We start from the raw sequence: 21961 nt of genomic DNA, 5'->3' as shown, positions 1-21961 counted from the left end.
CCGGCGCCATGCTCAGATAGCCGCACCTGCCCAAGGACCGGCCCACCATGCGCCCTGCCCCGCCCGCCCCGCTGGAGCCCCGGCCATGAGCCGGCTGCGCGTCATCATCGGCGGCACCGCCCTGGCCCTGCTGGCCGCTGCGCTGCCGATCGCGGTCATGGCCTACGCCACCTGGGACCGCGCGATCAGCGTCGAACAGCAGCGCCTGCGCGACATCGCCGATCGCACCCTGCGCCGCTCCGACCTGTCCTACCAGGAAGCGCTGGCGGCACTGAAATCGGCCGAGGCCGGCGCCTACGTACCCTGCAGCCCCGAACACATCCGGCGCATGCAGACCCTGGTGATGACCACCCCATCGATCGACCAGATGGGCTACTTCGAAGGTGGCAAGCTGCGCTGCACCTCGTGGGGTCCGTTCCTGTCCGATGTGGATCAACCCACGCCGGACCACGTCACCAGCGATGGCGCAGGCATTGCAGTGGATGTGCGCCCGGAAATCAGCGGCCGCCGCCAGGTGCTGGCGGTCCTGTATGGGTCCTACGACGCACTGGTGGACCCGCGCCGCTTCGTCGATGTCATTGCCGACCCGAACGTGCGGCTGGCGCTGGCCAGCCCCGATGGACGCCTGCTGGCCAAACAGCCCGGCCTGGATCCGGACCTGCTGCAGGCACTGCTGCGCGACCCCGGCGAAGGCCTGGATCACGCCACGCTGTTCGCCACCGCGCGCAACGAGGAATGGCTGGCCATCGCCACCACGCCGCGCACCGCGCTGGCCGCCGCCTTCCGCCAGCAGGCATGGCTGTACGTGCCGGTCGGCCTGCTGCTGGCCGCCGCCGGGGCCGGCCTGGTGATCTGGCTGTCGCGGCGCCGCCTGTCGCTGCGCGGTGAGCTGGCCACCGCCATCCGCCGCCGCGAGCTGTACCTGCATTACCAGCCGATCATCGAACTGGACACCGGCATCTGCGTCGGCGCCGAGGCGCTGGTGCGCTGGCAGCGCCCGGATGGCACCCAGGTGCGGCCGGACCTGTTCATTCCGCTGGCCGAAGAGGCCGGCATGATCGCCGACGTCACCGACCTGGTGATCGAGAACGTGGTGCGCGACATGCGCGAGCTGCTGGTGGCCGACCGCAGCGCGCACATCGCGATCAACCTCGCCGCCGAAGACATCAGCAGCGGCCGCGCCCTGAAGATGATTTCCCGGCACATGGCCGGCAGCGGCATCCTGCCGCAGCAGATCTGGATGGAGGCCACCGAACGTGGCTTCCTCGACCTGGACCGCGCGCGCACCATGCTTGCCGCCGCCCGCCGCGCCGGCCACAGCGTGGCGATCGACGATTTCGGCGTCGGCTTCTCCAGCCTGCAGTACCTGCAGCAGCTGCCACTGGATGCGCTGAAGATCGACAAGTCGTTCATCGATGCGATCGGCACCGAAAGCGCCACCAGCCCGGTCACGCCGCACATCATCGACATGGCCAAGGAGCTGGGCCTGTGGGTGGTGGCCGAGGGCGTGGAAACCGAAGCGCAGCTGGCCTACCTGCACAGCCGGCATGTGGAATTCGGCCAGGGCTGGCTGTTCTCGCGGCCGCTGCCGCGTGATGAGTTCGTCGCCTTCCACCACAAGCGGCAGCAGCAGTACGGCGCTGCACGCGAGCACATGCAGAACCCGCGCAGCGTGCCGATCGAGCGTGAAGGGATCGAGTAGGACGGCCAACGGCAGAGCCCCCCGTGGTGGGTCGCGTACAGCTATCCCGGCGTTGGCCGGGACGTCTCTGACAGGTTCCGGCGGCGGTCCCACCACGGAATCAACAGAAGAAGCGAACGCGGGTCGCTGCGCTCGGTAGATCCACGCCATGCGAGGATGGCGCGGCCCACGGTAGTGCCGGCCGCTGGCCGGCACCGCATCATCGTTGAGCGCCGCCTACGCCCACGCCTTCGGCCGTGCCAGCAACCACGCGACGGTCACCGCCAGCAACAGCAGCGGCAACCATCCCAGCTGGCTCGGGCCGCTGGCCTGCAGCAGCACGCCGCCTGCCACGCCGCCGGCCGCAATGGCCAGGTTCCAGCCGGTCACCAGCATCGACTGCGCCAGGTCCGCAGCGGCCCCGGCGCGTCGTGCCAAGGCGGTCTGGAACAGGGTCGGCACCGCGCCGAACGCCACGCCCCACAGGATCGTCGCCAGCAGCAGCGCGCTGGCCACGCCGGGCCATACCAGCAAGGCCAGCACCGGTACGATGAAGCCGATCACCGCCGCCCACACCAGCGCACGCAGGTGGCGATCCACGCCCCAACCAGCAATCCCGATGCCGGCAATCGCCGCCACGCCGAAGGCGAGCAGCAGCCGGTCCAGCCACGGGCCGGCACCCGCCTCCACCGCCAACGGTTCGATGTAGGTGTAGAGCACGTTGTGCGCCAGCACGTACAGCACCATCACCAGCAGCGCGCTGCGCACGCCCGGCATGCGCCAGACCTTGGCCAGCGACGCACGTTGACCGGCACCGGCCGCAGGCAGCGCCGGCAGTGCCCAGCGCGCGTACGCCAGCAGGCCCACGCCCAGCACGCTCATCAACGCGAACGCCCAGCGCCAGCCGACCTGCTGGCCCAGCAACGTACCGGCCGGCACGCCCAGTGACAGCGCCAACGGCGACCCCACCATCGCCACCGCGATCGCGCGCCCCTGCAGCGACGGCACCACCATGCGTGCGGCATAGCCAGCCACCAGTGACCACAGCAGGCCACCGCTCACGCCGGCCAGGAAACGCGCAGCAAGGATCAGCGCATAGCTGCTGCTCAGCGCCGTCAACGTGTTGACCACCACGAAGCCGGCGATGGCCGCCAGCAACAGCGGACGCCGCGGCAGGCGCTGGGTCAACGCTGTCATCGGCAGTGCCGCCATCACCGAGCCCAGCGCATACACGCTCACCAGCTGGCCCACCGCCGCATCACTCACGCCCAGGCTGTCGCCCATCGGTCGCAGCACGCCGGCCGGCAGGGTCTCGGTCAACAGGGTGATGAAGCCGCCGCCTGCCAGCGCCAGCAGGCCCGCCCACGGCAAGCGCGTGGCCTCACCGGCCGGGCTGGCCGCATCGATGGCGTGGCCGCTCATCGCGCAGCCTCCAGGTCTGCATAGACCGCATCGCGCAGGTCATCGACAAAGGCGCCATCCATGCCTTCGTACAGGGTGTTGGTCAGCGCCACCACGCTCAGCCCATGCGACGGGTCGACGAACCAGCTGTGCCCATAAGCGCCGCCCCAGCGCCAGGTGCCTTCGCGCTGCGGCGTGCCGCTGGCAGCGGCCTCGCGCAGTACTGCAAAGCCCAGCCCGAAGCCCCAGCCGGCCGGTTCCGGCGGCCCAAATTCGCCCACCTGCGGGCTGGCCATCTCTGCCGCCAGCGCGGGCGGCAGCAGGCCGGAGCGCTGCACGTCACGCAGCGCCTCCAGCACCGACATCACGTCATCGGCAGTACCCACCAGGCCGGCGCCGGCCGAAGCGAAGCGGCTGGCATCGGTGGCGCGCGCAAGGCTGTACTCGATGCCGACCGTGCCCTCGAACGGCGCGACCATCTCGCCTTCCTGCAGGCGATGCGGCTGCGGCGTGTCGCTCACATAGGGCGTTGCCAGGCGCTCGGCAGCGCGCGTGGCGAACGCCGTATCGCGCAGGCCCAACGGGGCAGCCAGCAGACGCTCGAACAGCGCCTGCAACGTTTCACCGGTCGCCGCTTCGGCCACCGCACCGGCCACGTCCACGCCCAGCGAGTACAGCCACTGGCTGCCCGGTTCGAACAGCAGCGGCGCCTGTGCGATACGGCGCACGTTCTCGGCCAAGGACACCGGGCTGGCGTCCATGCCATCGCTGACGCCGGCCCGGGCGTACGGTCCGTGCGCATCGGCTTCCAGGAAGCGGTAGCCCAGCCCGCTGCTGTGGCTGAGCAGCTGGCGCAGGCTGATCGGCGGCCTGCGGCCATCGGCCAGCGCCGGCCGGAAGTCCGGCAGCCAGCGCTGCACCGGCGTATCGAGGTCGAGCACGCCTTCGGCCACCAGGCGCAGGATCACCGTGCTCAGCAGTGGCTTGCTGACCGAGGCCAGCCGGAACAGCTGGTCGCGCTGCATCGGCATGCCCGACTCCCGCTCGGCCAGCCCGGTCGCGCTGGCGTGGCGCAGCACGCCATGTTCGCGCACCAGCACCACCGCACCGACCAGGCGCGTCGGGTGGACCTGCTGCAGCACGCGCTGCACCGAAGGCAGCGTCGGTGCGCGTTCAAGGGAAAGAGCGGCATTCATCGCGGTGATCCGTGGGGGAGAGGCCCGCCACGTTAGGCAGCACGGCGCGGCGCAAAAAGCCGGTTGCGGCTCCGGGCATCATGGACCGTGCAGTCCGCAATCGGCATGATGGCCGGAACTCCAAGGCCGCAAGGGCCAGCGCCCGTCCCGCACCACAGTGTTGCGGTGGCGCCGCCGCCCGCCGCGAACACCCGCCCCTACCCTGCCGCTTTCATTGCCCCTACGCCGATGTCAGTCCTGGACAATCTCGCCAACCTGCAGACCTTCGTGCACGCCGCCGACACGCGCAGCTTCGTCGAGACCGGGCGCCTGCAGGGCATCTCCGCATCTGCCGCCGGCAAGTGCGTTGCCCGGCTGGAGCATGCACTGGGCGTGCGCCTGTTCCACCGCAGCACGCGCAGCATCACGCTCACCGCCGAGGGCCAGCTGTTCCTGGCGCGCTGCCGGCGCATCCTCGACGAGCGCGATGCCGCACGCACCGAGCTGGCACAACCGCACGCCACGCCCAGCGGCACGCTGCGCATCAGCCTGCCGCTGGTCGGCGATCTCACCCTGCCGTTGATGGCCGAGTTCATGGCGGCGTATCCGGACATCCGCCTCGACCTGGATTTCAGCGACCGGCTGGTCGATGTCATCGAGGAAGGCTTCGACGCGGTGCTGCGCGTCGGTGAACCCAGCGACTCGCGGATGAACGCACGCCGGCTGGGGGTGTTCCCGCGCCGTGTAATCGCCTCGCCGGGCTACCTGCAGCGCCGCGGGGTTCCGCGCACGCCGGCGGAACTGATGCAGCACACGCTGCTGCACTATCGCTTCCCCAGCACCGGCAAGCTGGAGCCGTGGCCGATCCACTGGCCCGATGACGAAGCACCGCAGGAACTTCCGGTGCACATGGTGGCCAACACCATCGAGGCGCGGGTGGCGCTGGCACTGCGTGATGTCGGCCTGGCCTTCGTTCCGGTGCACTCGGTGCGCGATGCGCTGGCCGACGGCCGCCTGGTCACCGTGCTGGAGGATCATGTGCACTCCTGCGGCACCTTCCACCTGCTGTGGCCTTCGGGCCGACACGTACTGCCGAAGCTGCGGGTGTTCATCGACTTCGTCGGCGCCCGCCTGGACACCGTGCCGTAGATCCACGCCATGCGTGGATGCTTAAGGTCAGCCGAGCATGGCTCGGCTCTACAGCTGCACGCAGCCATTCAGCCAGTCCCGCTATACTGGCCCCTCATTCCTCCAAGAGGCTCGCGACCGATGCGCCATTGATGCCGCCGTCTTCCCACTAGACGGCCTGACTCTTCCCGCCCCTGCGCGCAGGGGAGAACCCGGCATCCATGGAGGTCGCATGACCCCGTATTCCCTCACGCTCGATCGCGTGTCGTATCGACTGGCCGACGGCCGCCCGCTGTTTTCCGATCTGACGTTTTCCTTCGATCCGGTCGCCACCGGCCTGGTCGGTGCCAATGGCGCTGGCAAGAGCGTGCTCGCACGCCTGCTCGCCGGCCGGGCGCAGCCAGAGAACGGGCAGGTACGCGGCAGCGGCCGCGTGTTCCTGTTACCGACGCCCGGCTATCCACCCGTTGGCACGGTCGGTGAACTGGCCGGCGTTGGCGCGGAACTGGCCGCACTGCAACGCATCGAAGCCGGCAGCGTGGACGAGGCCGACTTCGCCTGCGTCGGCGACCGCTGGGATCTGCGCGAGCGCCTGCAGCAGCAATGGCAGGCGCTACGGCTGCCCGACGACCTCGATCCCGCCCAACCCGCCGCGCGTCTCAGTGGCGGCCAGGCCATGCAGGTGGCGCTGTCCGGCGCCTGGGCCAGCGGCGCTGATTGGCTGATCCTGGACGAACCCAGCAACCACCTCGATGCCCGCCATCGCCAGCAGTTGTACGAACGGTTGCAGCAGTGGCGCGGCGGCCTGCTGGTGATCAGCCATGATCGCGAACTGCTGGCGCACATGCAGCAGATCGTCGAGCTCGACGCGCGCGGGCTGCATCGCTATGGCGGGCCGTGGCAGCACTACGCCGACGCGCGTGCCGCCGAACGCGAAGCGGCCGCGGCACAGCTCGACCACGCCCGCGCCCAGCACCGGCAGCAGCAGCGCAGTGCGCGCGAACAGCACGAACGCCAGCAGCAACGCCAGGCACGTGGCAATCGCGATGCAAAGCAGGCCAACCAGGCGCCGATCCTGCTCGGCCGACAGAAACAACGTGCAGAGGGCAGCCACGGCCGCGCACAGCAGGTACAGGCCGAGCGCCTGCAGGCCAGCGCAGACCAGCTGCGCGCTGCAGCCTCGGCGGTTCACGCCACACCGGAGCTGGCACTGTTTGCCGGCGAGGGGGAACGCGGCAGCGCACGCCTGCTGCAGGCGGAGTCGCTGGTGCTGCCGCATGGCTGCCGCGCGCCGTTGCAGCTGGACATCCGCCGCGGCCAGCGCATCGCCGTGGTTGGTGACAACGGCAGTGGCAAGTCCACGCTGTTGCGCGTGTTGGCCGGCCAGTTGCCTGCACGCAGTGGCAACGTACAACGGCATGCACCACTGGCGCTGCTCGACCAGCAGCTGCTGGGGCTCTCCGGCGAACGCAGCATTCTCGACACCGTGCAGGCTGCCAACCCGGCGGCCGATACCGGTGAACTGCGCACACGGCTGGCCCTGCTCGGGCTGGACGCGCAGCGCATCCAGCGTGCAGCCCATCACCTCAGCGATGGCGAACGGGTGAAAGGCGCGCTGGCCAGCGTGCTGTATGCCGATCCCGCACCGCAGATGCTGCTGCTGGACGAGCCCGGCAATGCGCTGGATCTGGGTGCCCTGCAGGCGTTGGAAGAACTGCTGGTGGCATGGCCGGGCGCGCTGGTGATGGTCAGCCACGACCGGCACCTGCTGCAGGCATTGCGACCGACGCAGGTGTTGCAGGTGAGCACCGGGGGTTGGCAGTGGCGTGACGCCTTGTAGATCCACGCCATGCCTGGATCTACTGCAGCAGCCGAGCATGGGCTCGGCTCTACAGGATTGGCCGCGACGGATCACATTGTAGAGTCGAGCCATGCTCGACTCCGCCATGCATCCATCCACGCATGGCATATCGACCAGGGGTAGTGCCGGCCGCTGGCCGGCAACCCATCGATCCTCAGTGCACCGTCACCGCTTCCACACCGGGAATGCCTGCGGCAACTGATGCCACAGCAGCGGGCCCGCACGCAGCTCCTGGTCGTTGAGCAGGCAGGCATCCAGTTCCGCACGTACCGCACGCTCATCCATGTGCACGCCGATCACCACCAGCTCCTGGCGGCGATCCCCCCACAACGGGTGCCACAGGCGTTGCATCGCCGAGTGCGCGGCCGCATCCGGGAAGTCTTCCGGCCCCGGCAACGGTGCGCTCCAGCAATCGGCCTGCTGCCGCGCCCAGCCCAGGTCGCTGTACGGCAGCGGCGTGGGCGGCAGCAACGGCGGCGTGTCCTCCAGCCCGGCACGCACGCGATCGCGAGCGGCGTACCAGAACCCCGCCGCCTGCGTCCGCGTCGCGGCACCTACGGTGTTCAGCTCGCCCACCCAGTCCATGCGGTTGGCCAGCCAGAACCAGCCCTTGCTGCGGATCACGCCCGGCATGCCCGACTGCAACGCGCGGGCGAAACGCGCGGGATGGAACGGTCGCCGCGAGCGGTAGACGAAACTGGCGATGCCGTACTCCTCGGTTTCCGGCGTGTGCTCGCCACGCAGCTCCTTTACCCAGCCCGGCGCACGTTGCGCACGCTCGAAGTCGAAGCGACCGGTGTCCAGCAGCTCGGCCAGCGGCACGTCACCGAAGCTGGACAGCAGCAGTTTCGCGTCGCGGTTCAGGCCACGCAGCACGGCCAGCGTGTCCTGCAGCACTTCGTCATCGGTCTGATCGACCTTGCTGACCACGATCACGTCGGCGAACTCGACCTGTTCGCACAGCAGGTCGACCACGCCGCGATCGTCATCCGGCCCAGCCTGCTGGCCACGCTCGGCCAGGCGCAGCGTCGAGCCGAAGTCGGCGAGGAACGCGCTGCCATCCACCACCGTCACCATCGTGTCCAGGCGCGCGATGTCACTCAGGCTGAAGCCCTGCTCGTCGCGTACCGCGAAGGTGGCCGCCACCGGCATCGGCTCACCGATGCCCGTCGACTCGATCAGCAGATAGTCATAGCGCCCCGCATCGGCCAGGCGCCGCACTTCCTGCAGCAGGTCATCGCGCAGCGTGCAGCAGATGCAGCCATTGCTGAACTCCACCAGCGTCTCTTCGGTGCGGCGCAGTTCGGCGCCGCCCTCGCGTACCAGCTGCGCATCGATGTTGACCTCGCTCATGTCGTTGACGATGACCGCCACACGCAAGCCCTCGCGGTTGCGCAGGATCTGGTTGAGCAGGGTGGTCTTGCCGGCCCCGAGGAAGCCGGACAGCACGGTGACCGGAAGGCGACGGTCGGCGCGGGAAACAGTGTTCATGTCGGAGCGGGTTGGCTGCGGAACGGAAATGTTACTGTATAACAATTGCTGCGCAAGGAACCTCCCCCCATGAAGTCGCCTTCTGCCGCCCTGCTTGATGCCAGCGCGGTCGCCCTGTCCAGCCTGTGCCTGCTGCACTGCCTGGCGCTGCCCCTGCTTGCCGCCGCGCTGCCGCTGTTCGGCACGTGGGCCGAAGCGGAATGGGTGCATCTGCTGTTCGTGGCCATCGCCTTGCCGCTGACCGGCTACGCGCTGTGGCGGGCAGAACGCCGTCACCCGCTGCCCGTGCTGGCCTGGGCCACCGCCGGCGCCGGGCTCGGCCTGCTGCTGGCCGGCGCGTTGGCGCTGCCCTCGCACGACTGGGAAACACCGATGACGGTCACCGGCAGCCTGCTGCTGGCCGCCACGCATATCTGGAACGCGCGACACCGCCACGGGTAGTGCCGGCCGCTGGCCGGCAACCTCATGAACGGGGAAGACAACCTGCAGTCGCCGGCCAGCGGCCGGCACTACCCGGTCATTTGCCGTAGCGGCGCAGCAGCTCGACCAGCACCTCGGCCTCGGCCGCCCGCTGCTGCGGGTCTTCGGCGCCCACCACGTGTTCCTGCAGGTGCTCGTGCAGCAGCTCCATCAGCAGGCTATGGGCGGCACCGCGCACGGCGGCAACCTGCACCAGCACGTCCGCACAGTCGCCGGCCTCACCCTCCGGCCTGTCCAGCGCCTGCTCCAACGCCGCCACCTGGCCGCCGATGCGGCGCACCCGGGTCAGCAACTGCTTTCGATGCTTGTGTACATGAGCCATGCCGGAATCATATACCCTATGGGGGTATCCACTCCACCGCTGGCCCCCATGCACCTGGACGCCCTTGCCGCCGCCCGTCGCCACGAACACCGCTTCGACGACGGCAACCCGCTGGCCGAACGCAATACCCGCCGCGCCCTGTGGCTCACCGTCAGCATGATGGTCGTGGAGATCGTCGGCGGCTGGTGGTTCAACTCCATGGCCGTGCTCGCCGACGGCTGGCACATGAGTTCGCATGCGCTGGCGCTGGGCCTCTCGGTGTTTGCGTACCGCTGCGCACGCCGCTACGCGCACGACCCGCGCTTCGCCTTCGGCACCTGGAAGATCGAGATCCTGGCCGGCTATACCAGCGCCATCGCCCTGCTCGGCGTGGCCGCGCTGATGGCCGTGCAGTCGCTGGAGCGGCTGTGGGTACCAGCACCGATCCACTACAACGAAGCCATCGCCATCGCGGCGGTCGGGCTGGGCGTGAACCTGCTGTGTGCCTGGTGGCTGCACGACAGCCCGGGCCACGCGCATCATCACCATGGCCATGACCACGGGCATGGCCACGAACACCACGACCACGGCCATGCGCACGGTCACGACCTCAACCTGCGCTCGGCCTACGTGCACGTGCTGGCCGACGCCGCCACCTCGGTGCTGGCCATCGTCGCCCTGCTCGGCGGCAAGCTGCTCGGCCTCACCTGGCTGGACCCGGTGATGGGCCTGGTCGGCGCCGTACTGGTCACGGTGTGGGCGGTCGGCCTGCTGCGCGACAGCGGCCGCATCCTGCTCGACGCGCAGATGGACGCGCCGGTGGTGGCCGAAGTACGCGAGGTGATCGAACAGGGCCCGTGGCCGGCACGCCTGGCCGACCTGCACGTCTGGCAGGTGGGTCGCGGCAAGTACGCGGTCAGCGCCAGCGTGGTCACCAGTGACGCCACGCTGGATGCCGATACCGTGCGCAACGCGCTGGCGATCCACGAAGAACTGGTGCATGTAACGGTGGAGATCCACCGCAGCGAGTGATGCACGCCAGGTAGTGCCGGCCGCTGGCCGGCAACCCCATGAACACCGCACGCCACCTGCAGTTGCCGGCCAGCGGCCGGCACTACCGCTAGAGCTTCAGCATCATCCGCAGCAGGTACATCAGCAGCGGCAGCGCGCTCAGCACCGCACCGCTGATGCCGATCCATGGCCAGCGCTCGCCACGCACGCGCGCGGCCACTGCCAGGCCGCCGCCCACCAAGGCCGCGCCCAGCACGCCCACGCCCAGCCCAGCGGCCATGCCATTGCCACCGGCAGCGACTGCCGCCTGCGCCGCCACGGTGCCTGCCCCCCACCCCACAGCAATCCCCAGCCAACTGGCCACGCCGCACCACGGTGCCTTGCCCTGCGCCATCCGAAAACCCCTGTGTCCTTGCCGAATTTCTGTACGGGCCACGCCCGCGTGCTGCCTACACTAGCCGCACCTGCCCTGTAGGGACATCCCATGCGCACGCTCCGCCTGCTGCTGCCCGGTGCCCTCCTGCTGCTCACTGCCTGCGGCGACGATGCGCGGCTTCCCTTCTCCGCCGACCCATTGCAGGGCTGCTTCGCCACCGGCGCGCGCAAGCCCGCCGACTTCCGCATCGACAAGGAAGGCGGCCAGTACTTCGTTTCCTTCAGCCGTGGCGAGCAGTGGCAGCGCGAACCGAACGCCCTGCACAAGGCCACGTCCAGCGAGATCAGCCGCTACTTCCGCGACGACGCCGACCAGATCGACAATGCCCTGATCCGCATGTCCGGCGGCTTCGGCATCTTCCACTTCAACAAGGGCGCGACGCTGAAGGGCAAGGCCAGCGACAGCGACTACATGGCGCTGATGCTGATCGGGGCTGGGCCGGTGTATGCGGTGAAGTGCGATTGAACTGTAGAGCCGAGCCCACGCTCGGCTACGTTTGCAGTAGATCCACGCCATGCGTGGATGCAGGCATGGTGGAGCCTAGGGCGGGCTCGGCTCTACAACAGCTGCGGTACCATGCCCTCCCCCGAACCGCCCCGGTACCCGCCGTGCCCCATTACACCGGCCCCCTGCTGACCCGCGACAGCGCCGATACCCTGCGCCGTGCCCGTGACAAGGGCGCCGCCGACTGGCAGGGCTCGCTCGATCTCGGCCGCAGCCAGGACAGCGTGGCGCTGGATGCGGATGGCTTCCACTTCCGGGGCCAGCCCTATCCCTGGCCGGGCAAGCTGAAGGACCGCACCCTGTACTACTGGGATGGCGAGGACTTCGCGCCGATCTCGCGCTACAGCGGCTCGCTGATCAAGCTGGTGCCGACCGAATGGGGCGCACCGACCTTCGAGATCGACGGCATCAAGATGCTGCCGACCTCGAAGCTGTCGCCGTTCGAGGATGCACGCCGCAAGGTGGAGCTGGTCGCCCCGGCCGGCAAGGTCATCCTCGATACCTGCGGTGGTCTCGGCTACTTCGCCGCCTGTGCGCTGGAAGCCGGTGTCGGCCAGATCCGCTCGTTCGAGAAGAACGCCGATGTGATGTGGCTGCGCACGCTCAACCCGTGGTCGCCGGATCCGGACTCGGCTGCCGCCGGTGGCCGCCTGCAGTTCAGCCACGGTGACGTCTCGCAGCAGATCGAACAGGTGGCCAGCAACAGTGTCGACGCGATCCTGCACGACCCGCCGCGCTTCGGCATCGCCGGCGAGCTGTACTCACAGGTGTTCTACGACCACCTCGCCCGCGTGATCCGCAAGGGCGGCCGCCTGTTCCACTACACCGGTGCGCCGAACAAGCTGACCAGCGGCCGCGACGTGCCGCGCGAAGTGGCCAAGCGCCTGGAAAAGGCCGGTTTCAAGGCCGAACTGGCGCTGGACGGCGTGCTGGCCGTCAAGCGCTGAGCCTTACTCCGAATCGACCTTGGCCAGCTTCATCACCCACGCCGGCACCTCGGGCTCGCCGTCGTAGAAGTCCTTCGGCTTGTTCTCCGCCATCGCCCAGCGGTGCAGCCAGCTAGGGCCATAGCGGCCGTTGTAGCCTTCAGCACCCCGCGCATACGCGGGGTCACGCATCGCCTCGTCCAGCGAGATGAAGCGATAGCCGCGGCGCTTCGTGGCCGCCACCAGTTCGGCGAAGGTGGCCGCGTTGAGCTCATTGGCGTGCATCAGCCACACCTGCGGCAGCGCGTACCCCAGCAGCGCCTGCGACTGTTTCTCGTAATAGTCCAGCTTGTTCAGCATGTACGGCACGTAGCCCTTGCGCAGCTGCGCCAGCGTCGCCGCGCGCGCGGGCGAGTCCGCCTGCTCGTTCATCACGTTGGCGTAGGCGAACGCCCACACCCACTCACCGTTGTCCACCGTCACCGGTGCCACGCGGTAGCCATGCTGCTTGAAGAACACATCCATCTGCACGCGCTCATCCGCGGTGCGCCCGGCACGCAGGTAAGGGTGGCGCATCCACTGCGGCGCCTGCCCCTTCTCGGCCAGCAGCGGCCGCAGCACCGTCTCGCCGCGCAGGAAGTCCTGCTGGAACGCCGCCAGGCCCTTCGCATTCAGATCCATGTGCGAGTAGGTGTGGTTGCCCAGCACATAGCCCGCATCACGCCAGTCGCGCAGCATCTGCACCCGCGCCGGCTGCACCTGTCCCTCCACCTCAAGCTTGTTCTCGTTGACGAAGCCGACCACCGGCACGCCTGCCTGGTGCAGCTGGGCCATCAACCCCTCATGCCGCGCCTGCAGATCCGGCGGCACGATCTGGTCCAGCCGTGCCCATGGCAGGTCATCGATGGTCACCGCGATACGGCGGTCCACCTCGGCGGCATGCACCGCCAGCGACAACAGCAACAACGGCAACGCACGCAGCAACAAGCGCATCGGGTCTTCCCTGGAGTGGCGAGGCGTCGACTGTAGCGCGATTGCCGCGCGCCGCCGAGCGTGCTCAGCCCGCCCGGGCCCGCGCGATCGCATGCCACAGGGCAACGCCGCCGGCCATCGCGGCCAACAACAGCACCGTCAACACCAGCGCCAGATCATCCGGATTACGCAGCAGTGGCGCGTTCACGCGCGTCAGGATGTGGAACACCACGCGCTGCGCCTGCTCCAGCGGTACATCGCCCTCCGACACCAGCTCCACCAGGCACGCCGAGGGTGACAGCCGCGCCACATTACTCCATGCATCCTCGTACAGGTGCAGTACCCATCCGGCCAAAGCCAGTGCGCCACCGTGCAGCACCATAAGCGCCACGTTCGCCGTGCGCAGCCGATCGCGCAGCCACAGCGCACGGCTTGCGCATACCGCCATGGCCCCCAGCAAGGCCAGCACCAGGCCTACCCATGGAATCCAGCCCAGGGGTTGCCAGTCATCCAGTGCGCCCGCACGCGCCATCACCTGTTCGGCAACCTGCAATCGCGCCTGCGCGTCCGGGCCCCCACAGGCCACCGTCACCGGCTCCAGCAACAGCTCCACGCGGTAATGGAAGAAGCCGGCAGCCAGCACCACAGACAGCAGCGCGACCCACTGGAGCATCAACAGGATCGGCCCCTGCCCACAGATGCGGCGGATTCGGGAAGTGGCGGCGCTCATCGGTTCATCCATGACAGCAAAGAGCCATCCTAACCAAGCGCTTCGCACGTGTCGGCTGGCGGATGCGACACGCACCACGCAGCGCCGTTACGATGACGAGGTTGATTGAATCCGTGTGTGCCAAGCAGGATGTTCCCGATGGTGATGCTGTATCTGGTGGTACGAACGCTGCTGCCACTGCTGGCGTTCGTGCTCGCATGGTGGCTGCTCTCGCGCCTGATCAATGCGCGCGTCGCCCGGATGCCACGCGTCCCGTTGAACCTGCCGGAGCACAGCAGCAGCCCCCGCAGGAAGGATCGACGCATCTACGCGCGCAAGCTGCGGCGCAAGCCGGGCCTGCGCACGGCAACCCGCGCCGCCACCGCACCCCGTAGCTGGCACGTCGCCGCGGCCATCCTCTCGCTGATGGCGCTGATCGCCACCGTGCTGGTCATCCCCGATGGCGCACGCTTCCAGGTGATGGTAGACAATCTCACCGGTTATGCGGGAACCGTCGTCGAGGCGCAGGTTCCCGTGGCCGCACAGCCCGTCGTGCTGCAGGCATGGCAACCCGCGCTCGCACAGCTGGGGCGGCCCACGGCGATGCGCTACCCGATCGGTCGCACCGGCGGTGAGCATGAAGCCCATGCGGTCGTGCCCGTGCAGGTCCGGCAGCAGGGCGACCGCCTGCAGGTGGCCATCGCGCTGCCGTTGGACACCGAAATGCTGCGTGCGGAACTGGCACGGCTGGCCGGGTTGCCAATCGAGGCCATTGACGTACAGCAACGCGAGGTTGCGCCATGGAGGGAGTCGGGCTGGCAGCCACTGCCCGGCCCTTAGCGCCGAGCCCATGCTCCGCTGCCCTTTGCCCCTTCTCCGGCTGGCACGCGCCCCGCGCGCCAGCCGAGCATCGGCTCGGCGCTATACCAGGCCCACAGCCAGCCTTTGAATCACGACCCACGCGGCAGCTTCGCCGCCCACATGTTGTCGACCAGGTTGGGATAGCGCCGCCCGTTCTCCTCGGCACGTTGCCGTGCCGCCGCCTTCTGCGCATCCGATAGCGGTTGCGACGTCTGGCCCTTGGGGTTGGGCTTCTTCCACGGGGGTGTTCTGGTCTGGCGCATGGCCGCAGCTTAGCGCTTCAGGAAGTTCAGCAGGGCCAGATTGAAGCGGTCGGCGTGGCTGGTGTTGCAGCCATGTGGCGCGCCTTCCAGGATCACCACTTCGCTGCCTTTGATGGCCTTGTGGGTACGCTGGCCGGAACCCTCGAACGGCACGATGGCATCGCTGTCGCCGTGCAGGATCAAGGTCGGCACCGTGATCTTCTTCAGGTCATCCCGGAAATCGGTCGTGGCGAACGCCTTCATGCAGCCCAGCGCCGCGGTCTGGTCGGATTGGTGGCACAGTGCGATCGCCGACTGGCGTGTCTCCTCGGTCACCATCAACTGGCCATTGGCGCTGAAGAAGTCGCGGGTGAAGCCGTCGAAGAACGCCTCGCGATCCTTCTCCAATCCGCTGCGCATTTCATCGGCCTTGGCCTGGGTCAGCGGCCCCTCCGGGTTGTCGTCACTGCGCAGCAGGAACGGCGGCACCGCCGCAGCGAACACCACACTGTGCAGGCGATCCTGGCCGTGGTTGGCCACGTAGCGCGCCACCTCGCCACCGCCCATCGAGAAACCGACCAGGGTGACATCGTGCAGGTCACGTTCCTCGATCAACCCCGCCAGATCCGCCGCCAGGGTGTCGTAGTCATAGCCCTCGCTCGGCTTGTCAGAGCGGCCAAAGCCGCGCCGGTCGTAACTGATGACCCGATACTGGGCGTCGCGCAGGATCGCCACCTGGGTCTTCCAGGCATCGGCGGACAACGGCCAGCCGTGGATCAGGATCACCGGGCGGCCGTCGCCACCGGTATCTTCAACATGCAGGCGGATGCGGGAAGCAGGCATGGGCGCTCCTGTGGAAGGGGAGGAGTGCAGGCTAGCGGCCGCGCCCTGTGGCAGCCGTGAGGGAATCGCGCCCGCCCGTGACATCGCCTGCACATGCCGCAACGCGAAGCCGCACCGGCATTTGCGGCCTTCGCACCCCGCCTTCCCGGTTTCGTCGCAGTGCCGTACCGCCTTGGTCACCGGCATGCCAGCCTGCGCAGACCATCCCCGGGAGTCTTGCCATGCTGCTGCTCACCCTGCCCTTGCTGGCCGCCGGCCTCGCCGCCGCACCGTCGCCCGTCGATGACCTGCGCGAACAGATCCGCCAGGCCGATACCCAGCTCTTTGCTGTCGCCTTCGAGGCCTGCGATGCCGACAAGGCCGCCGCGATGACCACCGAAGACATGGAGTTCTTCCATGACAAGGACGGCAAGTCGGCCAGCAACCGCGAGGATTTCCGCCGCAGCGTAGCCAACCTGTGCGACAACGCGCGCAAGGGCGGCTGGCGCCTGCGGCGCGAGCTGGTGGACTCCTCGCTGCAGGTATTCCCGCTGCACGACGAGCGGGCACTGGAAATCGGCGACCACCGCTTCCACGAGCGCGGCGAGGACGGTGTGGAACGCTGGGTGGGCCAGGCCCGTTTCATCCAGGTCTGGCGCCGCGTGGACGGGCACTGGCTGGCCGAACGGGTGATCAGCTATGACCATCGGCCGGCGGACTGACCTTTCCGGCGCCCTTCACCGGCCGGATCTATACTGGCGAGGTTCACCCCGACCCACCGCTACCGTTCGATCGCCATGGCAGAGATCACCCCCAACCACCCCGACTACGGCCTCAACCAGCAGATCCGCCAGGGCGTGGCCGCACTGGACGCCCAGCATGGGCGTCCGTTCGACCAGACCAGCGAACGCCTGACCGCCAGCCTGACCGTACTCGCCCGCGAGCAGGGCCTGCAGCAGGTCGACCACGTGCTGGTCAGCAACGCCACGGCCCAGCACCCGGCCGGGCACAACGTCTTCGTGGTGCAGGGCGACCCGGCCAATCCGGCGCACCTGCGCGCGATGATGCCGACGGCCGTGGCGGTACAGACGCCGGTGGAGCAGTCGATGCAGAAATTGGGGTTGGCCCCGCAGCAGCCGGCCGTGGGGTTAGTGCCCGAACAGCAGATCCGTGAGCAGGAGCAGCAGCAGAACCCGGCACACCGTCTGGGCTGAGCCGCCTCCAGCGTTGTTGGCGGAGCGGCGCAAGCCTCTGATCATTTTCCCGACAGAGGGTCCGCGTGGACCCGCAGCTGTGCCGGGTAATGCTGGAGCAAGAGGGTGGGCTGCACCGTGCGCACATCGAGGCGGTAGCGGGCATCGGTTTCCATCGGCAGGGTGACGATGCTCAACCTGTATCGGCTGGCGTCCATCGATACCTGATGCGCGTAGCGCCAGTCTGCCGACTCATGCCATTCGGGGAGCGGCTGACCCAGACTGCGCGCCCTTGCCTGATGGACATCAGACGTTGCAACGTCCTGCCAGGCACCTGCGACCCAGCGCTGCAGGGACAGCTGGAAGGGAACATGAACATTGTCCATGTCAGGCCCACTGTCAGGCCCGGGGCCATGTCGCTGCACCTCAAGATCCAGCACGTAGGGTCGACCCGGATAGAAACTGCGGGGATTCGTCTCGAACTCGAACCGCACCGTCTGGCCTGGCTCGGCAAGGTTGATCGGCTTGACCAGATCCAGCGGCTCCGGTGCATCCGGTATGCGGCTGCAAGCGCCGAGTGCACCCACCAGCGTGAAGACCAGGCCGGCGCGCAGCCAGCGGTGGATACCCAGCATGATGAAGACCCTTTGGCTCCCTGCCATGGGGTTCAACCCTAGCGGGCTGGTGCTGGGCACTGCAACCAGGCAAAGAAAAAGGCAGGGTCTGCACCCTGCCTTCTTCACGCGGAAAACCACCGGGCGTAGCCCGGCGTCTTCGCCTTACAGCTGGATGCGCGCCACGCTCTCGTCAGCGCCCTTGTCATCCTTCTCGCCGTTCTTGATGCTCACGAACAGCACGTTGTTCTTCGCATCCAGCGCCAGGCTGTTCGGGTGGGTCGGCACGGCGTAAGTGGACACCTTCTGATAGCTGTCACTGTTGTACGCCGTCACCGTACCGGCTTCGCGGTTGGTCACGTACAGGCGCTTGCGCGGTGCATCCAGCAGGATGCCCAGCGGGCCGGCATCGGTCGGGATGCTGGCCAGTTCCCTGCCGGTACTGCGGTCCAGCACCAGCACGCGCTGGCCCGGATGCTTGCTGACCAGGCCGCTGCTCTTGGCCTGGTAGCCACGCAGGAATTCCGAGCCCTGGTCGGTCACGAACAGGCGCTTGCCGGCCGGGTCCAGCGCGATGTTCATCGGCTGCTCGGCGGCGATCTTGTGCTGCGCCACCACCTTGTTCGAATCGGTGCCCACCACCACCAGGTCGGCCAGCAGGTTGCTGGTGTAAACGCGCTTGTTGGCCGCATCCAGCGCCAGGCCCGGCGCCTTGGCATTGCCCAGGCCGTCGATGGTGTTGATCACCTTCAGCGTGTTCGTATCGATCACGAACAGCACGCTGCTCACGTCCGGCTGGCTGCTGTGGCCGGTCACGTACAGGCGGTTGGCCGCGCTGTCGACCACCAGCTCGCGCAGGTCGTGGGTGTAGGCAGCCTTGCCGTCCTTGCCGGTCTTCTTCTCCATCAGCTGGATGGTGCCGACGGCCTTGTTCTGCGCGGTGTCGACCACCGTCACCGACAGGTCCACGGTGTTGCCCACGTACAGGCGGTTGTGGGCGTCATCCAGCACCACACCGAACGCCTTGCGCTCCAGCGGGATGCGGGTTTCCACGGCCAGCGTGGCCGGGTTCAGGCGCAGCACCTGGGCCGGGCCGGCGTCATCGCCGAAACCGCCGGAGGAGGCCACGAACACGGCGTTCTGCTTCGGGCTGTAGGCCAGCTCGTACAGGCCCTTGGCCACGGCCTGGCGCTGTACGGCGGTGGTGGCGCTGGCGGCGGGCGCATTGTCGGCGAATGCAGAAGGCGCGCCGAGGCTGAGCGAAACGGCAACGGCCAGGGCGGCCGAGCGGAAGAGAGGATTACGGAACATGCGAGCGTCCTTGAATGGGCACGGGAAGGTGTCCTGGCTCGCTGGGCCGTACTGCGACGGCCCGACCTGCATCTGTCTGCGCGGGTGGGCTGGCTGGGGTTGCGGGGGAATGGTAGCAGGTGGGGGGGCGTGGCGTGCGCCGGCGCGGGCATGGCAGACGTTCGACCTTGGCGCTACCCGCCGGCTATGCCATCCGTGGGCCGTGGCTCTGTTCCAGTTGCTGCTGTTCCTGCAGGCGCTGCACATCGCGCTGCGGCAGGTTCTGCTGCAACTGCGCGACCCGTTCGAACGAGGCCTCCACCGGTGCCTGCGCTGCCAGCTCCGCCGGCATGCTGGCGCGCTGGTGCGCCGGGTCACCGCGGTCCCCCTGCACGATGAACAGCTTCGGCGCGGTATCACCGCGCTGCTCGCCCAGCACCACTTCGTCCACGCGCGAGAACTGCTGCTCCTTCGACAGCGCGAGCAGGCTGGCACTGACATTGCCGTTGCGTGCACCGAAAGCACCGAGGTCGGCCACCTGCTGGTGGATCTGGTTGAGGCGGGCATGATCATCGTGCGCCGGGTCTGCGGGCGTGCCGCTTGCCGCGAGGGTGCTGTTGCCGCGCCACTGCTCGCCGTTCTCGGTGAACATCCACTCGCGGAAGGTCTGCTTCGGCATCGGGTTCCACTGCACCCTGTCCAGCTCGCTGCCCTTCACCTGCTGCGGAATGGCATTGACGGCGCGGATGTTGTCCAGGACCCTGGTGGCGCCCTCGTAGTTGGTGATCTCCCCGGCCAGCCCGACCGGGCGCAGGCCTGCGTGGTTCAGGGCACCCCAGGCGAAATCGGTGCAGGCGTTGGAGAAGAAGTCGTAGTTCATGTCGAACCCGTGCTTCTTCGGGTCTGCCGAGAACTCGAGGATGCGGTCGTACTGCGCCTTGCTGATCTCGATCGTGCGCTCGAAGCGGGGTTTGTCGTAGACCCGCAGATCCGTGTCATCGACTTTGCCCAGCGAAGGATTCGCACGGTCGTTCCCCATCGTGAATCCCCTGCTCACGGGTACCGGGTCATTTGATCGTGTCAGCGAAAGGAACATGTGCCCAGCAAATGACGGATCCAACAATCTCTTCTGGCCCGCGTTGCCCACATCGACTCTCGGCGTGCCGGGTGCGGCGAGATGAATCGTGACCGTATAGCGCTCTGCTTCCTTGCTCATGTCCTACTTCCCTAGCGATTGATATCCAACGACAAGTTCTACCTGAAGCCCTTGCAGCTGAGGACGATCCTCCATCAGGTCGACTGTCAACCGATACCGGCCCGGCTCCAGCCAACCGACATCCGCGACCTGAAGTACCTGATACAGCATCTCACGCGAGTGCAAACCGGCTTCGATCAGTGCGCCCTCATCCAGGCTTGTATCGGACAGATATTGCACAACCTCATCTTCTGGAATTCTCTGTGAGTCGCGCCCGTCAGGGGTGCTCTGCCATAGCTGTACAGGACCAGGTGCGCCGCCATCAATCCGCTGCAGGCGCAATCGCATGGGTGGCCTTTCCAGCCTGAGCTTCTCCCACACGTTCAGCAACGAGCGCCCGTCGGTATCCTGCAGCCGCAACCCAATGTTCAGGATCGGAATGGCCGGCTTCTGGGGTGCCGGCAAATCAAACGTGACCTCGGCAATCCGACCGGCCTTCTGCAACTGCACGGCCCGCGTGAACGGCACAACCGTGCGGGCCTCGGCCTGTGCACGCGTCAGCAGGGGCGGCGCAACCTCAGGCGCTGGTGACGCACGGCATGCCGCCAGCGCGCCCAGCACCGCCAGTACCACCAGCCCCCACCGCAGTGGCCGCGTCATTGCTCCTTCAACCGCAGCGAATCGGCCACATCGGTCTTGGCCGCCACCTCGGTGGCGATGCTGGCCCGGCGGTGCCCTGGGTCGTTGCGGTCGCCCTGCACGATGAAGATGCTCTCGGCGGCATGGCTGTTCTGGGTTGGCGTGCTGAGCAGCACGTGGTCCACGCGCGAGAGGTTGTTCTGTTTGGCCAGCACCAGCAGGCTGGCGCTGATGCGCTGGCTGGCGGCATCGAACGGGCGGCCATGCGCGGCGTCCAGCTCGGCTACCTTCTGGATCAGCTGCGAGAACAGGCGGTGGTCCGGATGCGAAGGGTCCAGCAGCGTGCCGGCCACTTCAATCGGCGTCGGCGGCGGCTCATCGCTGGCGCGGTCGCCCTGGCGATGATGCTCGGCCTCGCGCTCGGGCATCGCATGATGGGTCTCGGCATTCAGATCACTGCCCGGGAACGGCGCGGCAATGCACTGGATCTCTGGCAGATTGAACAGCACCGCGAACTCGCCCAGGTTGCTGCCGCCATCCAGCGGGGCCGGCAGCGGATGCAGGCCGGCGTAGTGCAGCGCCGCCCAGACGAAATCGCTGCAGCGATTGATGGTGGCCGAGCGATCCACATCGAACTCGAACTCGGCCGGTTCCTCGGCGAAATCACGCAGGCAGCCGTAGTGCTCCTCGGTGATTTCCAGGGTGCGGCTGTAGTACGGGTCCAGATGCTCGTCGGCATCGTCGTGGCGTACCTGCGCGTACTGCATGCCGGTGCGGGTTTCGCCCGGCGCCTGGCGCGGCGGCGCGAAGCCGTAACTGTGGGCCTCGTCGCCCGCGGCCACCTGCAGGTACATTTGGCCGCGCGGCGAAATGCCCCCACTCTTCAGCGGGGTGCCGGGCGCGGCCAGATAAAGGGTTACGGTGTAGCGAGTTGCCTGCTCCATGCCTGCTCAGCCTTGTCGGGTACTGCGGTCCTGGGCGGATGATGGCATAGGTGGGATGGGCGGCAGGTGGAGGAAGAGACGCCGC

24 protein-coding genes are annotated in these 21961 nt (G+C 68.0%); 10 read left to right on the top strand and 14 right to left on the bottom strand.

The genetic code is table 11. The features are described from left to right. The first annotated feature begins 85 nt into the window (after nt 1–85). On the top strand, nt 86–1702 hold the full coding sequence (locus AC5P7F_RS19190) for an EAL domain-containing protein (RefSeq protein WP_075076829.1): 1617 nt from the start codon (nt 86–88) through the stop codon (nt 1700–1702). 216 nt (nt 1703–1918) lie between these two features. On the opposite strand, the gene AC5P7F_RS19185 is transcribed toward AC5P7F_RS19190, so the two are convergent. Together AC5P7F_RS19185 and AC5P7F_RS19180 are read right to left on the bottom strand one after the other, a co-directional pair. Beyond that, the gene (locus AC5P7F_RS19185; RefSeq protein WP_014645765.1) at nt 1919–3103 is read right to left on the bottom strand and encodes an MFS transporter; all 1185 of its coding nucleotides are present in this window, start codon (nt 3101–3103) and stop codon (nt 1919–1921) included. Then, complete coding sequence (locus AC5P7F_RS19180; protein ID WP_197602851.1) at nt 3100–4278, bottom strand: serine hydrolase; 1179 nt, start codon at nt 4276–4278, stop codon at nt 3100–3102. Before AC5P7F_RS19180 ends, AC5P7F_RS19185 begins: the two co-directional genes overlap by 4 nt. Before the next feature lie 228 nt (nt 4279–4506). Between AC5P7F_RS19180 and AC5P7F_RS19175 the strand changes: the two genes are divergently transcribed. Both AC5P7F_RS19175 and AC5P7F_RS19170 read left to right on the top strand, forming a co-directional pair. Continuing rightward, on the top strand, nt 4507–5406 hold the full coding sequence (locus AC5P7F_RS19175; protein ID WP_049406919.1) for a LysR family transcriptional regulator: 900 nt from the start codon (nt 4507–4509) through the stop codon (nt 5404–5406). Between the two features lie 211 nt (nt 5407–5617). Continuing rightward, on the top strand, nt 5618–7225 hold the full coding sequence (locus tag AC5P7F_RS19170; protein WP_197602852.1) for an ATP-binding cassette domain-containing protein: 1608 nt from the start codon (nt 5618–5620) through the stop codon (nt 7223–7225). Nucleotides 7226–7411: 186 nt separating this feature from the next. On the opposite strand, the gene AC5P7F_RS19165 is transcribed toward AC5P7F_RS19170, so the two are convergent. Further along, nucleotides 7412–8737, bottom strand: coding sequence for a GTP-binding protein (locus AC5P7F_RS19165; RefSeq protein WP_014645761.1), 1326 nt, complete (start codon nt 8735–8737; stop codon nt 7412–7414). A 69-nt stretch (nt 8738–8806) separates the two neighbouring features. Between AC5P7F_RS19165 and AC5P7F_RS19160 the strand changes: the two genes are divergently transcribed. After that, nucleotides 8807–9178 carry a MerC domain-containing protein gene (locus AC5P7F_RS19160; protein WP_046428559.1) on the top strand — a complete coding sequence of 124 codons (372 nt, stop codon included), beginning with the start codon at nt 8807–8809 and terminating at the stop codon, nt 9176–9178. Between the two features lie 76 nt (nt 9179–9254). Here AC5P7F_RS19160 and AC5P7F_RS19155 read toward each other — a convergent pair whose 3' ends face one another. Further along, nucleotides 9255–9539: a metal-sensing transcriptional repressor gene (locus AC5P7F_RS19155; protein ID WP_021204443.1), complete on the bottom strand. Its 285-nt coding sequence runs from the start codon at nt 9537–9539 to the stop codon at nt 9255–9257. 48 nt (nt 9540–9587) lie between these two features. Between AC5P7F_RS19155 and dmeF the strand changes: the two genes are divergently transcribed. Then, nucleotides 9588–10550, top strand: coding sequence for a CDF family Co(II)/Ni(II) efflux transporter DmeF (gene dmeF / locus AC5P7F_RS19150; protein ID WP_046428557.1), 963 nt, complete (start codon nt 9588–9590; stop codon nt 10548–10550). Between the two features lie 88 nt (nt 10551–10638). On the opposite strand, the gene AC5P7F_RS19145 is transcribed toward dmeF, so the two are convergent. Beyond that, entirely contained in the window at nt 10639–10923 is a 285-nt protein-coding gene (locus AC5P7F_RS19145) for a hypothetical protein (protein WP_032961769.1), read from the bottom strand. Nucleotides 10924–11013: 90 nt separating this feature from the next. On the opposite strand from AC5P7F_RS19145, the gene AC5P7F_RS19140 reads away from it, so the two are divergent. Both AC5P7F_RS19140 and AC5P7F_RS19135 read left to right on the top strand, forming a co-directional pair. Beyond that, nucleotides 11014–11430, top strand: a complete 417-nt coding sequence (locus AC5P7F_RS19140) for a hypothetical protein (protein ID WP_075076834.1) — start codon at nt 11014–11016, stop codon at nt 11428–11430. A gap of 65 nt (nt 11431–11495) precedes the next feature. Next, nucleotides 11496–12416, top strand: a complete 921-nt coding sequence (locus tag AC5P7F_RS19135) for a class I SAM-dependent methyltransferase (RefSeq protein ID WP_230548521.1) — start codon at nt 11496–11498, stop codon at nt 12414–12416. A gap of 3 nt (nt 12417–12419) precedes the next feature. Here the strand turns inward: AC5P7F_RS19135 and AC5P7F_RS19130 are convergent, their stop codons facing one another. Both AC5P7F_RS19130 and AC5P7F_RS19125 read right to left on the bottom strand, forming a co-directional pair. Then, complete coding sequence (locus AC5P7F_RS19130) at nt 12420–13388, bottom strand: polysaccharide deacetylase family protein (protein WP_197602853.1); 969 nt, start codon at nt 13386–13388, stop codon at nt 12420–12422. A gap of 64 nt (nt 13389–13452) precedes the next feature. After that, nucleotides 13453–14097 (bottom strand): hypothetical protein, encoded by a 645-nt coding sequence (locus tag AC5P7F_RS19125; protein ID WP_495204192.1) that lies wholly within the window; start codon nt 14095–14097, stop codon nt 13453–13455. Nucleotides 14098–14235: 138 nt separating this feature from the next. On the opposite strand from AC5P7F_RS19125, the gene AC5P7F_RS19120 reads away from it, so the two are divergent. Next, complete coding sequence (locus AC5P7F_RS19120; protein ID WP_069118052.1) at nt 14236–14916, top strand: hypothetical protein; 681 nt, start codon at nt 14236–14238, stop codon at nt 14914–14916. A gap of 110 nt (nt 14917–15026) precedes the next feature. On the opposite strand, the gene AC5P7F_RS19115 is transcribed toward AC5P7F_RS19120, so the two are convergent. Next, on the bottom strand, nt 15027–15200 hold the full coding sequence (locus AC5P7F_RS19115; protein ID WP_005415066.1) for a hypothetical protein: 174 nt from the start codon (nt 15198–15200) through the stop codon (nt 15027–15029). A gap of 9 nt (nt 15201–15209) precedes the next feature. After that, a complete protein-coding gene (locus tag AC5P7F_RS19110; RefSeq protein ID WP_197602854.1) occupies nt 15210–16022 on the bottom strand; it encodes an alpha/beta fold hydrolase in 813 nt (270 codons plus the stop codon). 221 nt (nt 16023–16243) lie between these two features. Between AC5P7F_RS19110 and AC5P7F_RS19105 the strand changes: the two genes are divergently transcribed. Continuing rightward, nucleotides 16244–16723, top strand: coding sequence for a DUF4440 domain-containing protein (locus AC5P7F_RS19105; RefSeq protein WP_197602855.1), 480 nt, complete (start codon nt 16244–16246; stop codon nt 16721–16723). A gap of 75 nt (nt 16724–16798) precedes the next feature. Beyond that, nucleotides 16799–17215 carry an XVIPCD domain-containing protein gene (locus tag AC5P7F_RS19100; RefSeq protein WP_197602856.1) on the top strand — a complete coding sequence of 139 codons (417 nt, stop codon included), beginning with the start codon at nt 16799–16801 and terminating at the stop codon, nt 17213–17215. Nucleotides 17216–17256: 41 nt separating this feature from the next. Here the strand turns inward: AC5P7F_RS19100 and AC5P7F_RS19095 are convergent, their stop codons facing one another. The 5 genes from AC5P7F_RS19095 to AC5P7F_RS19075 all read right to left on the bottom strand — a co-directional run bounded on the left by AC5P7F_RS19095 (nt 17257) and on the right by AC5P7F_RS19075 (nt 21876). After that, nucleotides 17257–17829, bottom strand: a complete 573-nt coding sequence (locus AC5P7F_RS19095) for a hypothetical protein (protein ID WP_197602857.1) — start codon at nt 17827–17829, stop codon at nt 17257–17259. 144 nt (nt 17830–17973) lie between these two features. After that, entirely contained in the window at nt 17974–19119 is a 1146-nt protein-coding gene (locus AC5P7F_RS19090; protein WP_197602858.1) for a YncE family protein, read from the bottom strand. A 184-nt stretch (nt 19120–19303) separates the two neighbouring features. Beyond that, nucleotides 19304–20137, bottom strand: a complete 834-nt coding sequence (locus AC5P7F_RS19085) for an XVIPCD domain-containing protein (protein WP_262243137.1) — start codon at nt 20135–20137, stop codon at nt 19304–19306. 180 nt (nt 20138–20317) lie between these two features. Continuing rightward, nucleotides 20318–20953 carry a hypothetical protein gene (locus tag AC5P7F_RS19080; protein WP_197602860.1) on the bottom strand — a complete coding sequence of 212 codons (636 nt, stop codon included), beginning with the start codon at nt 20951–20953 and terminating at the stop codon, nt 20318–20320. Further along, nucleotides 20950–21876: an XVIPCD domain-containing protein gene (locus AC5P7F_RS19075; RefSeq protein ID WP_481462530.1), complete on the bottom strand. Its 927-nt coding sequence runs from the start codon at nt 21874–21876 to the stop codon at nt 20950–20952. Before AC5P7F_RS19075 ends, AC5P7F_RS19080 begins: the two co-directional genes overlap by 4 nt. Between the last annotated feature and the right edge of the window lie 85 nt (nt 21877–21961).

Source organism: Stenotrophomonas sp. YJH_SMC_105-26, assembly GCF_059368915.1.
This window is presented reverse-complemented; position numbering and strand designations above follow the sequence as displayed.

Excerpts from the sequence above, each read along its gene's own strand:
- AC5P7F_RS19160 (WP_046428559.1), top strand. The coding sequence starts at position 8,807 with ATGAAGTCGCCTTCTGCCGCCCTGCTTGATGCCAGCGCGGTCGCCCTG.
- AC5P7F_RS19140 (WP_075076834.1), top strand. The coding sequence starts at position 11,014 with ATGCGCACGCTCCGCCTGCTGCTGCCCGGTGCCCTCCTGCTGCTCACT.
- AC5P7F_RS19145 (WP_032961769.1), bottom strand. The coding sequence starts at position 10,923 with ATGGCGCAGGGCAAGGCACCGTGGTGCGGCGTGGCCAGTTGGCTGGGG.
- AC5P7F_RS19075 (WP_481462530.1), bottom strand. The coding sequence starts at position 21,876 with ATGGAGCAGGCAACTCGCTACACCGTAACCCTTTATCTGGCCGCGCCC.
- AC5P7F_RS19080 (WP_197602860.1), bottom strand. The coding sequence starts at position 20,953 with ATGACGCGGCCACTGCGGTGGGGGCTGGTGGTACTGGCGGTGCTGGGC.
- AC5P7F_RS19100 (WP_197602856.1), top strand. The coding sequence starts at position 16,799 with ATGGCAGAGATCACCCCCAACCACCCCGACTACGGCCTCAACCAGCAG.
- AC5P7F_RS19165 (WP_014645761.1), bottom strand. The coding sequence starts at position 8,737 with ATGAACACTGTTTCCCGCGCCGACCGTCGCCTTCCGGTCACCGTGCTG.
- AC5P7F_RS19190 (WP_075076829.1), top strand. The coding sequence starts at position 86 with ATGAGCCGGCTGCGCGTCATCATCGGCGGCACCGCCCTGGCCCTGCTG.
- AC5P7F_RS19155 (WP_021204443.1), bottom strand. The coding sequence starts at position 9,539 with ATGGCTCATGTACACAAGCATCGAAAGCAGTTGCTGACCCGGGTGCGC.
- AC5P7F_RS19105 (WP_197602855.1), top strand. The coding sequence starts at position 16,244 with ATGCTGCTGCTCACCCTGCCCTTGCTGGCCGCCGGCCTCGCCGCCGCA.
- AC5P7F_RS19180 (WP_197602851.1), bottom strand. The coding sequence starts at position 4,278 with ATGAATGCCGCTCTTTCCCTTGAACGCGCACCGACGCTGCCTTCGGTG.
- AC5P7F_RS19110 (WP_197602854.1), bottom strand. The coding sequence starts at position 16,022 with ATGCCTGCTTCCCGCATCCGCCTGCATGTTGAAGATACCGGTGGCGAC.
- AC5P7F_RS19085 (WP_262243137.1), bottom strand. The coding sequence starts at position 20,137 with ATGGGGAACGACCGTGCGAATCCTTCGCTGGGCAAAGTCGATGACACG.
- dmeF (WP_046428557.1), top strand. The coding sequence starts at position 9,588 with ATGCACCTGGACGCCCTTGCCGCCGCCCGTCGCCACGAACACCGCTTC.
- AC5P7F_RS19090 (WP_197602858.1), bottom strand. The coding sequence starts at position 19,119 with ATGTTCCGTAATCCTCTCTTCCGCTCGGCCGCCCTGGCCGTTGCCGTT.
- AC5P7F_RS19135 (WP_230548521.1), top strand. The coding sequence starts at position 11,496 with ATGGTGGAGCCTAGGGCGGGCTCGGCTCTACAACAGCTGCGGTACCAT.
- AC5P7F_RS19115 (WP_005415066.1), bottom strand. The coding sequence starts at position 15,200 with ATGCGCCAGACCAGAACACCCCCGTGGAAGAAGCCCAACCCCAAGGGC.
- AC5P7F_RS19170 (WP_197602852.1), top strand. The coding sequence starts at position 5,618 with ATGACCCCGTATTCCCTCACGCTCGATCGCGTGTCGTATCGACTGGCC.
- AC5P7F_RS19130 (WP_197602853.1), bottom strand. The coding sequence starts at position 13,388 with ATGCGCTTGTTGCTGCGTGCGTTGCCGTTGTTGCTGTTGTCGCTGGCG.
- AC5P7F_RS19125 (WP_495204192.1), bottom strand. The coding sequence starts at position 14,097 with ATGAGCGCCGCCACTTCCCGAATCCGCCGCATCTGTGGGCAGGGGCCG.
- AC5P7F_RS19095 (WP_197602857.1), bottom strand. The coding sequence starts at position 17,829 with ATGCTGGGTATCCACCGCTGGCTGCGCGCCGGCCTGGTCTTCACGCTG.
- AC5P7F_RS19175 (WP_049406919.1), top strand. The coding sequence starts at position 4,507 with ATGTCAGTCCTGGACAATCTCGCCAACCTGCAGACCTTCGTGCACGCC.
- AC5P7F_RS19185 (WP_014645765.1), bottom strand. The coding sequence starts at position 3,103 with ATGAGCGGCCACGCCATCGATGCGGCCAGCCCGGCCGGTGAGGCCACG.
- AC5P7F_RS19120 (WP_069118052.1), top strand. The coding sequence starts at position 14,236 with ATGGTGATGCTGTATCTGGTGGTACGAACGCTGCTGCCACTGCTGGCG.